The following is a 13,486-nucleotide window of genomic DNA, read 5'->3' on the forward strand; positions in this document are numbered from 1 at the left end:
CTCGGCGAACGGTATAAAAAATGAGGAGGTGAGTCATGATGGCATTGACTCAAGAACGTAAAACTCAACTGATTCAAGAGTTCCGTACTCATGAGAACGACACCGGTTCACCGGAAGTGCAAATCGCTATCTTGACCGAAAACATTAACAATCTGAACGGACACTTGCGTACGCACAAGAAAGATCACCACAGCCGTCGTGGTCTCTTGAAAATGGTTGGTCAACGTCGTAACCTGTTGACATACCTGCGTGAAGCAGATGTTCAACGCTATCGTTCGGTTGTAGACCGCCTGGGTCTGCGCCGCTAATCAGCGTTTTGTAGAAAGCGGGTTCTGCCCGCTTTTTCTATCGTGTAGGAGGGTTTAGCGCAAGAAATGCGCTAAGCCCATCCGAAACGAGTAAAAGCATGGAAACAAATGGTTTGCTTACATTAGCTTCACAAAAGAAGCTTTTTTTATTATCTAGAACGACTGCCAAAGGTACCCATTTAATTTTTATCATGGCAGGAAATAATACATATAGGTAGAAAACAAAGTGTGTAAACGCACATTGTTGTGAAGGAGGACTGCTAGCATCATGGAGCAACAATACCGTACATATGACTTCGAACTGGCAGGCCGAAAACTGACCCTGGAATTTGGCAAAATGGCTAAACAGGCGCATGGTTCGGTCTTGGTTCGTTACGGCGATACAGCAATCCTGTCTGCAGTTACAGTCTCGAAAGAACCAAAACCACTTGACTTCTTTCCACTGACTGTAAACTATGAGGAACGTCTCTATGCGGTTGGGAAAATTCCTGGCGGCTTTATTAAAAGAGAAGGACGTCCAAGCGAAAAGGCGATTTTGGCTAGCCGCTTGATTGACCGCCCTGTCCGGCCTCTTTTTGCAGAAGGATTCCGTAACGATGTACAAATCGTAAATACTGTTCTGTCTGTGGATCAAGACTGCTCACCTGAAATCGCTGCGATGATCGGTACTTCCGCAGCGCTATGCGTCTCGGAGATTCCTTTTGAAGGTCCGATTGCAGGAGTAATCGTAGGACGAATTGACGGCGAGTTCGTCATTAACCCTACTGTAGCTCAAGCAGAGAAAAGCGATATTCACCTGACTGTCGCAGGTACGCACAAAGCGATTAACATGGTGGAAGCAGCTGCGAACCAAGTACCAGAAGCGGTAATGCTCGAAGCGATCATGGCTGGTCATGACGTGATCAAGCAACTGGTAGAATTCCAGAACATGATCGTGTCCGAAATCGGCAAGCAAAAGATGGAAGTCATTTTGCATGAGGTTGATCCTGAAATCGACCAAGCTGTGCGTGAATTTGCGGAAGCTCGCCTGAAAGAAGCAGTTCGCATCGAAGAAAAACAAGCACGCTACGATGCGATTGACGATATCAAGGCAGAAACCAAAGAGCATTTTGCAGCCAAGGACCCTGAGGCATATCCAGAGCAGGAAAAGATGATTAGCGAAGTACTGGGCAATATTGTTAAGGATGAGGTTCGCCGTCTGATTACGGAAGAGAAAGTCCGCCCTGATGGACGAGCTTTGCACGAAATCCGTCCGCTGTCCAGTGAGACAAACATTCTTTCCCGTACACATGGCTCTGCTATGTTTACCCGCGGTCAGACGCAAGCGCTGAGCGTTTGCACCTTAGGCGCGCTGGGAGATGTTCAAATTCTCGATGGACTCGGTCTGGAAGAATCGAAGCGTTTCATGCACCACTACAACTTCCCGCCGTATAGCGTAGGTGAAGCACGTCCGTTGCGTCCTCCAGGGCGTCGTGAAATCGGACACGGTGCGTTGGGTGAGCGTGCAATCGAGCCAATCATTCCATCTGAGACAGAGTTCCCATACACCATTCGTCTCGTGTCAGAAGTCATTGAATCCAACGGTTCCACATCGCAAGCGTCGATTTGCGCGAGCGTACTTGCCTTGATGGATGCAGGTGTGCCGATCAAAGCACCGGTAGCAGGTATTGCGATGGGCTTGATCATGAGCAAAGATGAGAAATCCTTCTCGATCCTGACTGATATTCAAGGTATGGAAGATCATTTGGGAGACATGGATTTCAAAGTAGCGGGTACTGAGGCTGGTGTAACAGCTATCCAAATGGACATCAAAATTTCCGGTATCAACCGTGAGATTTTAGAGCTGGCCTTGGAGCAAGCGCGTGTAGGCCGTTTGCACATCCTGAACCATATGATGAGCACGATTTCCGAACCGCGTAAAGAACTGTCTCCTTATGCACCAAAAATCATGACCATGACGATCAATCCGGAGAAAATTCGCGATGTAATCGGTCCACAAGGTCGTGTCATCAATAAGATTATCGAAGAAACCGGCGTAAAAATCGACATCGAACAAGATGGAAGAGTCTTCATCGCATCCATCAACCACGAAGCGAATCTGCGCGCGAAACAAATCATTGAAGATCTGGTTCGTGAGGTAGCTGTTGGCCAGGTGTACCTGGGAACAGTAAAACGCGTAGAGAAGTACGGTGCGTTCATCGAGTTGTTCGCAGGTAAAGAGGGTTTGTGCCACATCTCTCAACTGGCTGAAGAGCGTGTAGCCAAAACAGAAGATGTTGTCGCAGTTGGTGATAAAGTACAAGTGAAAGTGACCGAGATCGACGACCAAGGTCGTGTGAATCTCTCTCGCAAAGCAGTTTTGAAAGAACAGGCTGCTGCGGCACAAGCTGCTGAAACACCAACAAAAGCAGAATAAAGAAAAACAAAAGGCTTCGTCACTCGAAGAAATTCGTGTACGGAAGCTTTTTTCTTTTTTGTGCCAGTTGCTCCCGTTTCGTATGTCTAAGTCGTTCCTTCCTCTCATACATTGGACAAGAGAGACTCGTACGATTGATAGAGGAGGGCGACGCCCTAATGACGAATAGGACCAGGAGACTTTTGTTCATCGTTATATATGGAGCTGCGCTGATTGTTCTCTTGAATTATCAGCCTATTCATCATTACATTAGCACGCTCAAAAATGTCCAAATAGTGAATGGGGATCGAAACGAAAATGAAAAAGCGCGTTTACGGGCGCAGATTGAAAAGTGGAGAGAGGGTAGAGAGGAAGAGCCAATCGATGCCGTCGTCGATCAGACGTGGAAGGCGATTCCCGGCTATAATGGACGTGTCGTCGATGTAGAAGAATCCCTCAATAAAATGCTGGCTGCGGGTGTGTCCAGCCCTGATTTGCTGGTATACAAGGAAGTACCTCCAGCGGTTTCGCTTGAGCAATTGGGAGCACAACCTATCTATCGAGGAAATCCAAATAAACCAGCGATATCTTTCATGATCAACGTGGCTTGGGGAAATGAGTATCTTGATTCGATGCTCAATACACTCGATAAACATAAGGTAAAGACAACGTTCTTTCTGGATGGCTCTTGGGTAAAACGTTACCCAGAAGAAGCAAAAAAGATCATGGCACGTGGCCATGAGATTGGGAATCATGCGTATTCCCATCCCGATATGAACACACTGGGAACACAGAGAATTCATCAAGAGATAAGTCGTACGCAAGATGTTATTTTTAAAACGCTGGAAGTAAAGCCTTCCCTGTTTGCACCGCCATCTGGTGCTTTTAACCAGCGCGTTGTACAAATCGCGCATTCTTCTTATCAAATGAAGACGATTCTATGGACGGCAGATACGGTAGACTGGCAGAAACCTTCGCCTGCTTCTGTTATCAATAAAATAAGCCGTAAAATGGAGAATGGTGTCCTCGTACTCATGCATCCTACTTCTACTTCCGAGGCCAGTTTGGATCAACTGCTGACAATCGCGAAAAAGAAGGGGCTACAGCCGACAACAGTCTCGGAGGTCATATCGAGTCGTAGACTCCCGTCACCGTAAATACATGTTCATTTATTGTGGAGACAAAGGAAGTTTGCTATAGTTAGACGTGTTTACAAGAAATTCCCCGAGGTTTCGGGTAGAGACAGATGAACAACCGAGGAGGATTTACGTGATACAACGTCATACGTGTGATAACGGTCTTCGAATCGTGACGGAACGGATTCCGTCCGTTCGCTCCGTTGCCTTAGGCATCTGGGTAGGGACTGGTTCGAAATATGAAAACGAGAAAAATAACGGGATTTCCCATTTTCTCGAGCATATGTTTTTCAAAGGCACAAAAACTCGTTCTGCAAAGGAAATTGCGGAAACCTTTGATGAGATTGGCGGGAACGTGAACGCCTTTACTTCGAAGGAATATACCTGCTATTACGCAAGGGTGCTCGACCAGCATGCTCCGATCGCTCTCGATGTTCTTTCCGATATGTATTTCAACTCGGTATTTGATGCAGATGAGTTGGAAAAGGAAAAGAACGTCGTCATTGAAGAGATTAGCATGTATGAAGACACGCCAGATGATTTGGTGCATGATTTGATTGCACGCGCTTCGTACAGCACACACCCGCTAGGGTATTCGATTTTGGGTACGGAAGATGTCCTGCGCAGCTTGAAGCGTGACGATTTGCTCGCTTATATTGATCAGCACTATCTGCCAACGAATACGGTGATTACAGTAGCGGGTAATTTTGAAGACAGTTTGATTGAAGACATTCAAAAGCGCTTTCAGACTTTCTCGCGTCCAGGCAGTATGCCGACCTTGTCTACTCCTGACTTTGCTGGAAATGTGATCGCTCATCACAAGGCCACAGAGCAAGCGCATTTGTGCCTGTCTTTACCTGGGTTTAAGGTAGGACATCCCGAGGTTTACTCCTTGATTTTGCTAAACAACGTGCTGGGTGGCAGCATGAGCTCGCGTCTGTTCCAAGAGATTCGAGAAGAGCGAGGCTTGGCATACTCTGTTTACTCCTATCATTCGTCCTATAAAGAAGCGGGTACGTTCCATGTGTATACAGGAACGGCACCAGAGCAAGTAGGACAGGTATTTGACATTGTCTCGCGCGTCCTGCGCGATGTCGCTGATCATGGAATTACGGACAAAGAGCTGAACAAAGGAAAAGAGCAACTGAAAGGCAGCTTGATGCTCAGCTTGGAAAGCACGAATAGCCGTATGAGTCGCCTTGGAAAAAATGAACTCTTGCTGGGCCGTCACCTTAGTCTAGATGAGATCATCGCCAAAATAGACCGTGTTTCCCATGAATCTGTTCTGGCTGTGGCGCAGCAGTTGTTCCGTTCCAAGATGTCAATGGCGATGGTGAGCCCACTCGATGGCTTCCCTGAAAACGTGAAGAACGATATTTTGTTGTAGGCAAAAATCCGGCATAGCCCGGATTTTTTTGCGTATATCAACAGTAAATGAAAGGACAAAGGGGGCTTCTCCATGCGCTTAAGCGAGTTGGGTGGGAAGGAGATTATCGGACTGGACAACGGGGAGAAAATGGGAGTCATCAGTGATTCCGATTTAGTCATCCATCCCGAAAATGGTGCGATTCAATCCATCATCTTGCCAGGAGGTAGTTTCTTTGGGTTCGGCAAGAAGCGAGAGGACCTCGTGATCCCATGGAGTTCCATCGTAAAAATTGGGCCAGATATGGTCATCATCCAGCTCCAAGCCCCTGAGGCACAAGCTTCTCAAAAGTAGGCGCTACTGTCACCGAAGTAGTAGGAGCGGAATAGGATGGGGGTAGACCGCATGGATTTCCGTCAACTTTTCCAAAAGGAAAACCTTTGCGTTCCGATCATTTAATGCAGTAAAATGTGTGGAAAGGGGAACGCAGCATGCTAACGGGCATACATGTTGCCTTCATCGGCGGAGACGCTCGCCAGTTGGAAGTCATTAAGCGATGCATACAACTGGATGCTAGCGTCACGTTAGTTGGCTTCGACAACCTGGAAAGTAATTTTACAGGGGCAACGAAGAAACCATTAACATGCGATGTGTTGAAAGACGTGGACGCCCTCATCCTACCCATCGTAGGGACCGATGACCAAGGATACGTGGAAAGTATTTTTTGCTCCAAACAACTGCAGTTGCTAGACGAACATGTGGCAAGTCTGCCGAGTCATTGCGTGGTTTACACGGGAATGGCAAAGCCTTATCTGAAAAAGCTGTTGGCTTCCACACAGCTTCCTCTCGTGGAGCTCTTGGATCGTGATGACGTTGCTATCTATAACTCTATCCCTACTGTAGAGGGAGCGTTAATGATGGCGATTCAGCATACGGATATTACGATTCATGGATCACAGTCAATTGTTTTGGGATTGGGCCGAACAGGTTTGTCCATGGCTCGAGCATTGCATGCGTTGGGGGCCCGCGTAAGAGTTGGGGCCAGACGTCAAGAACACTTGGCACGCATTTATGAGATGGGATTGACTCCCTTCCATATAAGCGAAGTAAGGCAACAGGTTACGAATGCTGATTTCATTTTTAATACCATCCCGCAATTATTACTCACGGCAGAAGTGATTGCTCAAATGCCTCAGTCGGCGTTTATACTTGATCTAGCCTCCAAGCCAGGGGGAACAGATTTTCGTTACGCTGAAAGACGAGGTATCAAAGCTCTTCTTGCTCCCGGATTGCCTGGAATCGTTGCACCGAAAACCGCTGGACAAATTTTAGCCCAAACATTGTCTCGTCTTATTGCGGATCAAAGGAAAGCGCCAGGAGGGGATGCAACATGAGTAAGCTTCAGGGAAAGACCATTGGATTTGGATTGTCTGGATCGCATTGCACCTTTGAGGAAACCATGCCGCAAATTAAGCGATTTGTGGATGCCGGAGCACGGGTGGTACCGATCGTATCGAATACGATTATGACCACGGATACACGCTTCGGTACTTCGCAAAGCTGGCAGCAACAAATTAAGGAACTGACGGGGGAAGAGCTTATTTCGACGATTCCTCAGGCTGAGCCGTTGGGACCTTCCAAGCTGTTGGATGTCATGCTGATTGCGCCATGCACAGGCAGTACGACGAGTCGACTGGCGAATGCCATTACCGATAGTGCTGTACTGATGGCGGCTAAAGCGACGATGCGTAATTTGCGACCCATTGTGATTGCCATATCCACCAATGATGGTCTGGGATTAAATGCAGCCAATATTGCCAAGCTGTTGGCCGCGAAAAATATGTATTTCGTACCGTTCGGGCAGGATGCCCCGGATAAAAAACCGAACTCGCTTGTAGCTCGTATGGATCTCCTAGTAGAAACATGCGAAGCAGCTTTGGAAGGACGACAATTGCAACCCTTGCTCATCGAAAGATTTAACTACTGATAAGACTACAGAAAAAACAATAAACCTGCTTTTTCGCGATTAGGAGGAGAGTAAGAGATGGCAAACCAACTGACTTTCAATGTTGCTGTAGTCGGTGCGACTGGTGCAGTCGGACAGCAGATGATTCAACTATTAGAAAAGCGTAACTTCCCAATCAAACAGCTTAAGCTGCTTGCTTCTGGACGTTCTGCAGGAAAAACAGTCACCTTCAAGGGGCAAGAAATTGTACTGGAAGAGGCGACTCCAGACAGTTTTGCAGGGGTTGATTTTGCCCTGTTTAGTGCTGGCGGATCGGTCAGCAAGGAACTGGCTCATCACGCAGTGCGTCATGGTGCGGTTGTCATTGACAATACCAGCGCATTCCGGATGGACCCGGATGTTCCTCTCGTTGTGCCAGAAGTAAATATGGATGCTGCGCTCGCTCATAATGGAATCATTGCGAATCCGAATTGCTCTACGATTCAGATGGTTGCCGCTCTAAAACCCCTGTATGATCGTTTTGGTATAGACAGAATTATCGTTTCTACTTACCAGGCAGTATCTGGTGCAGGTCAATCTGCGATCAATGAATTGCTCGACCAGAGTCGAGACATTTTGGATGGTAAAGAACCGCAGTGTAACGTACTTCCCGTAGGCAAATTACCTGTACATCATCAGATTGCGTACAACGCGATTCCGCAGATTGATGTGTTCACCGACAATGGTTTTACTTATGAAGAAATGAAAATGGTCAATGAGACCAAAAAAATCTTCGGTGATGACACTGTACTTGTTTCAGCTACTTGCGTACGTATTCCAGTGGTCTACGGCCACAGCGAGTCGGTATATGTAGAGCTGAAACAGGATTACGATCTGGCAGAAGTAAAGGCCCTGCTGAAAAATGCTCCTGGTATCGTGTTAGTAGATGCGCCGGAGGAACAGCAGTATCCACTCGCTACTGATGCAACAGGCAAACTGGAAGTATTCGTGGGCCGGGTGCGTCGTGATCTCCATCATCCTCGTGGACTGCATATGTGGATCGTTTCTGACAATCTTCTCAAGGGTGCAGCATGGAATACAGTACAAATCGCTGAAGAACTCATAAAAGCAAGAGTATAGGGGAGAGGTTAGTGAAGATTCTCGTCCAGAAGTTCGGTGGTTCTTCCTTGACGACGGAGGATTGCCGGATGCGGGCAATCTACCATATGGAAAAAGCAATTGATGAGGGCTATGCCCTCGTCGTTGTCGTATCGGCGATGGGTCGCAAGGGTGATCCATATGCGACCGATACACTTTTGCAGTTGGTTCGTGCGAATGGGAACCAACTGCCGAGTAGAGAAATGGATATGCTGATGCATACCGGAGAAATTATCTCTGCTACAGTCATGTGCAGCATGTTGAATGCACGGGGAATTAAAGCAACGATTTTGACAGGCGGTCAGGCAAATATAGTGACGAGCGACGACTTTACGAATGCACAAATCATGTCGATCGATCCAAGTCGTATTTTGCAGGACTTGCAGGAAAACCAAGTTGTGATCGTTCCAGGATTTCAGGGACGTACAGCCGAGTGGGAAATTACGACACTGGGACGGGGTGGAAGCGATACGACTGCAACCGCCCTCGGTGTCGCCTTGAAGGCTGAAACGGTGGATATTTTCACCGACGTGGAAGGCATCATGACGGCGGACCCGCGTATCGTTGAAGAAGCGCAGCGGCTCGGTATGGTGACCTACACGGAAATTTGCAACATGGCTCACCTGGGTGCAAAAGTTATTCATCCTAGAGCGGTGGAGATCGCGATGCACGCAAACGTGCCGATTCGTGTTCGCTCTACGTTTTCGGACGACCCCGGTACACTTGTTACGACTATGCTGGAGATCGGGAAATTGGGCTACACTGTAAACGACAGAGTCGTTATGGGAATCGCTCATGTACCGAATATTACTCAAATCAAGGTCGCGAACAAAGAAGGGTCTTATGATACACAGCTGCAAGTCTTCAAAACGATGGCAACTCATAACATCAGTGTAGATTTCATCAATGTGAACCCAATGGGTGTTGCTTACACGGTCCATGATGAAATGGGAGAAAAAGCTGCTCGTCTGTTAACGGAAATGGGATACGAGCCGCAGCTTTTGCCGCATTGCGCAAAAGTGTCCGTGATTGGTGCAGGGATGACGGGCGTACCCGGCGTGATGGCGAGAATCGTGGAGGCACTTACACAAGAAGATATTCAAATTCTTCAATCGGCAGACTCTCATACAACCATTTGGGTACTCGTGCATGAAATGGACATGGTAAGGGCGGTTCGCGCACTTCATCAGCAGTTCAACCTGCATGTTCAACATATGTAAGAGGATATCCTGACTTTAAATACCTACTGATCACGATAAGAGGAGTTGGAGAGGTAGTGGCACGTTTTGGCCGACTGGTTACCGCTATGGTAACGCCTTTTAATGAGCAGCTGCAGGTCGATTACGATAAAACAGAGCGACTGATTGACCATTTGATTGTAAATGGCACAACTGGAATCGTATTGAGTGGTACCACAGGTGAATCACCGACACTATCCCGTACGGAGAAACTCGATCTTTTCCGTCATGTGGTTTCCTACGCAAAAGGAAGATGCCACATCATTGCAGGAACAGGCAGCAATGATACAGCCTCCAGCATTGAGTTCACCCAAGCTGTACAATCCATTGGAGTGGACGCTGTCATGGTCGTTGCACCTTATTACAGCAAGCCATCACAAGAAGGACTTTACGCACACTTCAAGGCATTATCGGAAGCGACCAAGCTGCCTGTGATGCTGTATAATGTGCCGGGAAGATCCGTGGTCAATATGACTGCTGAAACGACACTTCGTTTGGCAGAACTGCCTAATGTGGTTTGCATCAAGGAAGCCTCCGGCAATTTGTCGCAGATGGCGCAAATCATTGAGCATGCCCCGGAAGGTTTTGAGCTGTACAGTGGCGATGATGGATTAACCTTGCCCATCCTGTCTATCGGGGGAGTGGGCATTGTCAGTGTGGCGAGTCACGTGGTTGGCCGCCCTATGACAGATATGATGGACGCCTATTTTGCCGGTAACTATACGGAGGCAGCAAGACTCCATCGCAAGCTGTTGCCGATTTTTGAAGGCCTGTTTGCTTACCCGAGCCCAGGACCAACCAAGGTTGCTTTAGAAAAGCTCGGTGTTCAAGTTGGGGGCGTTCGACTGCCTTTAGTCGAGCTGAACGAACAAGAAAAAGCATTTGTGCATTCCCTGCTTGTTTAACTCCATAGAAGATCAAGAGCCATTCCAGTCCGGGATGGCTCTTTTTCCTTGTGTTCATGATTTCACTTCGGGTATAATAAGAACAAGTGATTTGGGGCGGTTTTTTTGAGTGGACATGACAACTAAATATAGGAGGTTACACGTTTTGGCAAAGTCGAATCACTCTGTTCTCGTTTTCGCCCTGGGCGGAGTCGGCGAAATTGGGAAGAATATGTACGTGGTACAAAGCGGTGACGACATCGTAGTGATTGATGCCGGATTGAAGTTCCCAGAAGAGGAAATGCTGGGGATTGATATGGTTATTCCGGATATCACCTACTTGGAGGAACATCGCGACAAGGTTCGGGGTATTATTATTACGCATGGACACGAAGACCACATCGGCGGCCTCAGCTACGTGCTGAAGCATTTGAAAGTCCCGGTTTATGCGACAAAACTTACCCTTGGTTTAATTGATGCAAAGTTAAAAGAAGCGGGTATCCTAAACGAAACAAAACGCGTATTGATCAACAGCGACTCGGAAGTCGTTCTCGGAAAGATGAAGGCGACCTTCTTCCGCGTAAACCACAGCATCCCCGATTGTGTAGGGGTATGCCTGGATACGCCGGAGGGTTACATCGTTCATACAGGAGACTTCAAGTTCGATCAAACACCTGTCAACAATCAGGTAGCTGATCTGGCCAAAATGGCGATGATCGGTGACAGAGGCGTTTTGTGCTTGCTCTCTGACAGTACCAATGCAGAACGGCCTGGATTTACCGGATCGGAACGCTCAGTGGGCAAAGCACTCATGGATGTGTTCAGCAAAGCATCTGGACGTATTGTTGTTTCTACGTTTGCATCAAATGTTCACCGCATTCAACAAGTGGTGGACGCTGCAGCACAGTTCAACCGTAAATTGACGGTTGTCGGCCGGAGCATGCAAAATGTCATTACTATCAGCAGAGACTTAGGGTACTTGTTGGTCCCTGAGGGCTTGATTGTTGAGATCGATGAAATCAACAAATTGCCTGCTGAACAAGTTGTTATTTTATCAACTGGAAGCCAAGGAGAGCCTATGTCCGCGCTCACTCGGATGGCCCGATCCGCCCATCGGAAAATTGACATCCTTCCAGGGGATACCGTTATTATTGCAGCCACTCCCATTCCAGGGAATGAAAAATACGTGGCCCGTACGATCGATCAATTATCGCGCATTGGTGCAGATGTTATTTATGGTGGCCATGGACCTAACGGAACCGTCCACGTCTCCGGTCATGGTAGCCAAGAGGAATTGCGCCTGATGCTTAACCTAATGAAGCCTAAGTACTTTATTCCCGTTCACGGTGAATATCGTATGTTGAAAACACATGCCTTACTTGCTGAACAGGTTGGCATTCCTGAAGAAAACACATTCTTGCTGGATAACGGCGATACAGTTGAATTTTCAGGGGGCAAGGCCCGTTACGGTGGAAAAGTCCATGCTGGCAACGTTTTGATTGACGGCTTGGGTGTTGGTGATGTAGGAAACATCGTACTTAGAGATCGCAAATTACTGTCACAAGATGGCATACTGGTAGTTGTCGTTACACTCAGCAAACAAAATGGCACGATTTTGTCAGGTCCAGACATTATTTCTCGCGGTTTCGTCTACGTGCGTGAATCCGAAGAGCTGCTGGATGAGGCAAATCGCATAGTGACCCAAACACTTGTCAAATGCATGGAAGAAAATGTGAATGAATGGTCTTCACTTAAAAATAACGTAAAAGAGTCATTAGGCCGTTATCTGTACGAGCAAACGCGGAGACGTCCGATGATCTTGCCGATTATCATGGAAGTGTAGGATCACGAAAAAAAGCTGGAAATCCTTTAGAATAAGGGTTTTTGGCTTTTTTTGCCTTTGAGGGCGCATGATTTTTCCTCCCCTTATCCATACTACAGAGGAAAGTGAGGGAGGATCATCCATGTCGAATCAACAATTTAGCGATTTTTTAAATAGGCCGCCGTTTGCAAACACAGCGGTAAATAGTAAGGAATCCCAGCCACAATCACCAACGAATGATCAGGAGCCTGCTGCCTCGCCGCCATCAGAAGCACCTGCACAAGAAGATCCGAAGAAAAAACTGCTCGATTCCATTACCCAACTTGGTCAGACAAACGTCCCACAGCTCGAAAGCAATATTTATTGTATGACTATCATTGGACAAGTAGAAGGGCATATCCAATTGCCTCCACAAAATAAGACGACCAAATACGAACACCTTATTCCTCAACTGGTTGCGGCAGAACAAAACAGTAAAATAGAGGGCGTGCTCGTTATTTTGAATACGGTTGGTGGGGACGTGGAAGCGGGCTTAGCAATTGCGGAAATGGTTTCCTCCTTGTCCAAACCGGTAGTCACACTCGTACTCGGCGGTGGTCATAGCATTGGTGTGCCAATTGCTGTAGCGGGTTCGTACTCGTTTATTGCAGAAACAGCTACGATGACGATTCACCCGATCCGATTAACGGGTCTTGTGATTGGTGTGCCCCAAACGTTTGAGTACTTGGACAAAATGCAGGATCGTGTAGTAAGCTTTATTGCCCGTCATTCCAAAGTATCAGAAGAAAAGTTCCGTGAGCTTATGACACGAACCGGTGAATTGACACGAGACATTGGAACCAATGTGATTGGTGTAGATGCGGTAAAATATGGCTTAATTGATGAAGTCGGCGGTCTTGGTAGCGCGCTGAAAAAACTGAACGAACTGATCAAAGAGCGAAAAGGCGAGGAGAGTGTACTCCAATGATCTTATACTCCATCATTCCGATGGAAACGGTTTTTGAGAACATGGAGCAAGTGGAGAAACAAGAGCTGAAAGAGATCGCAGTGGGTCATGCCACGATGCTCATTGAGCAAACCGGACCGTTTGAAGGAAAAATCGTCAGGCTGATTAGTCCAGATCCGCAAGACTACCTGAAGGAGCAATACGCGCCCGGACAAAAAATTCAGTTTCAACCTGAGTGGCTCGCCTAAGAAGTCCTGTATTTCTATGAATTTCCTGTGTTATACTAGT

13 protein-coding genes are annotated in these 13,486 nt (G+C 47.3%); all 13 read left to right on the forward strand.

Going from position 1 to position 13,486, the window contains the following annotated elements; all coding sequences use genetic code 11:
• Positions 1 to 38: 38 nt before the first annotated feature.
• The 13 genes from rpsO to C7R91_RS02995 all read left to right on the forward strand — a co-directional run bounded on the left by rpsO (position 39) and on the right by C7R91_RS02995 (position 13,446).
• Positions 39 to 308 carry a 30S ribosomal protein S15 gene (gene rpsO / locus C7R91_RS02935; protein ID WP_015891708.1) on the forward strand — a complete coding sequence of 90 codons (270 nt, stop codon included), beginning with the start codon at positions 39 to 41 and terminating at the stop codon, positions 306 to 308.
• A gap of 268 nt (positions 309 to 576) precedes the next feature.
• Complete coding sequence (pnp, locus tag C7R91_RS02940; protein ID WP_047067825.1) at positions 577 to 2,724, forward strand: polyribonucleotide nucleotidyltransferase; 2,148 nt, start codon at positions 577 to 579, stop codon at positions 2,722 to 2,724.
• A gap of 158 nt (positions 2,725 to 2,882) precedes the next feature.
• Positions 2,883 to 3,860, forward strand: a complete 978-nt coding sequence (locus C7R91_RS02945) for a polysaccharide deacetylase family protein (RefSeq protein WP_047067823.1) — start codon at positions 2,883 to 2,885, stop codon at positions 3,858 to 3,860.
• A gap of 112 nt (positions 3,861 to 3,972) precedes the next feature.
• On the forward strand, positions 3,973 to 5,226 hold the full coding sequence (locus C7R91_RS02950) for a M16 family metallopeptidase (protein WP_047067821.1): 1,254 nt from the start codon (positions 3,973 to 3,975) through the stop codon (positions 5,224 to 5,226).
• 72 nt (positions 5,227 to 5,298) lie between these two features.
• Positions 5,299 to 5,559 carry a YlmC/YmxH family sporulation protein gene (locus C7R91_RS02955; protein WP_047067819.1) on the forward strand — a complete coding sequence of 87 codons (261 nt, stop codon included), beginning with the start codon at positions 5,299 to 5,301 and terminating at the stop codon, positions 5,557 to 5,559.
• Between the two features lie 137 nt (positions 5,560 to 5,696).
• Positions 5,697 to 6,599 carry a dipicolinate synthase subunit DpsA gene (gene dpsA, locus C7R91_RS02960; protein WP_016743359.1) on the forward strand — a complete coding sequence of 301 codons (903 nt, stop codon included), beginning with the start codon at positions 5,697 to 5,699 and terminating at the stop codon, positions 6,597 to 6,599.
• Entirely contained in the window at positions 6,596 to 7,192 is a 597-nt protein-coding gene (locus C7R91_RS02965) for a dipicolinate synthase subunit B (RefSeq protein ID WP_047067815.1), read from the forward strand. Before dpsA ends, C7R91_RS02965 begins: the two co-directional genes overlap by 4 nt.
• A 57-nt stretch (positions 7,193 to 7,249) precedes the next feature.
• Entirely contained in the window at positions 7,250 to 8,290 is a 1,041-nt protein-coding gene (locus C7R91_RS02970; RefSeq protein WP_047067813.1) for an aspartate-semialdehyde dehydrogenase, read from the forward strand.
• An 11-nt stretch (positions 8,291 to 8,301) separates the two neighbouring features.
• The gene (dapG, locus tag C7R91_RS02975) at positions 8,302 to 9,528 is read left to right on the forward strand and encodes an aspartate kinase (RefSeq protein ID WP_047067811.1); all 1,227 of its coding nucleotides are present in this window, start codon (positions 8,302 to 8,304) and stop codon (positions 9,526 to 9,528) included.
• Positions 9,529 to 9,584: 56 nt separating this feature from the next.
• Positions 9,585 to 10,451 (forward strand): 4-hydroxy-tetrahydrodipicolinate synthase, encoded by an 867-nt coding sequence (gene dapA, locus C7R91_RS02980; RefSeq protein ID WP_047067809.1) that lies wholly within the window; start codon positions 9,585 to 9,587, stop codon positions 10,449 to 10,451.
• 115 nt (positions 10,452 to 10,566) lie between these two features.
• Complete coding sequence (locus C7R91_RS02985; protein ID WP_218033842.1) at positions 10,567 to 12,273, forward strand: ribonuclease J; 1,707 nt, start codon at positions 10,567 to 10,569, stop codon at positions 12,271 to 12,273.
• 121 nt (positions 12,274 to 12,394) lie between these two features.
• Positions 12,395 to 13,219 (forward strand): ClpP family protease, encoded by an 825-nt coding sequence (locus C7R91_RS02990; RefSeq protein WP_047067804.1) that lies wholly within the window; start codon positions 12,395 to 12,397, stop codon positions 13,217 to 13,219.
• Positions 13,216 to 13,446, forward strand: coding sequence for a YlzJ-like family protein (locus C7R91_RS02995; protein ID WP_047067802.1), 231 nt, complete (start codon positions 13,216 to 13,218; stop codon positions 13,444 to 13,446). Before C7R91_RS02990 ends, C7R91_RS02995 begins: the two co-directional genes overlap by 4 nt.
• The last annotated feature ends 40 nt before the right edge of the window (positions 13,447 to 13,486 follow it).

It is taken from the genome of Brevibacillus formosus (assembly GCF_003013405.1).
GTDB classification, from domain to species: Bacteria; Bacillota; Bacilli; order Brevibacillales; family Brevibacillaceae; genus Brevibacillus; species Brevibacillus formosus.

Excerpts from the sequence above, each read along its gene's own strand:
- C7R91_RS02995 (WP_047067802.1), top strand. The coding sequence starts at position 13,216 with ATGATCTTATACTCCATCATTCCGATGGAAACGGTTTTTGAGAACATG.
- rpsO (WP_015891708.1), top strand. The coding sequence starts at position 39 with ATGGCATTGACTCAAGAACGTAAAACTCAACTGATTCAAGAGTTCCGT.
- pnp (WP_047067825.1), top strand. The coding sequence starts at position 577 with ATGGAGCAACAATACCGTACATATGACTTCGAACTGGCAGGCCGAAAA.
- C7R91_RS02985 (WP_218033842.1), top strand. The coding sequence starts at position 10,567 with ATGACAACTAAATATAGGAGGTTACACGTTTTGGCAAAGTCGAATCAC.
- dpsA (WP_016743359.1), top strand. The coding sequence starts at position 5,697 with ATGCTAACGGGCATACATGTTGCCTTCATCGGCGGAGACGCTCGCCAG.
- C7R91_RS02990 (WP_047067804.1), top strand. The coding sequence starts at position 12,395 with ATGTCGAATCAACAATTTAGCGATTTTTTAAATAGGCCGCCGTTTGCA.
- C7R91_RS02955 (WP_047067819.1), top strand. The coding sequence starts at position 5,299 with ATGCGCTTAAGCGAGTTGGGTGGGAAGGAGATTATCGGACTGGACAAC.
- C7R91_RS02965 (WP_047067815.1), top strand. The coding sequence starts at position 6,596 with ATGAGTAAGCTTCAGGGAAAGACCATTGGATTTGGATTGTCTGGATCG.
- C7R91_RS02970 (WP_047067813.1), top strand. The coding sequence starts at position 7,250 with ATGGCAAACCAACTGACTTTCAATGTTGCTGTAGTCGGTGCGACTGGT.
- C7R91_RS02945 (WP_047067823.1), top strand. The coding sequence starts at position 2,883 with ATGACGAATAGGACCAGGAGACTTTTGTTCATCGTTATATATGGAGCT.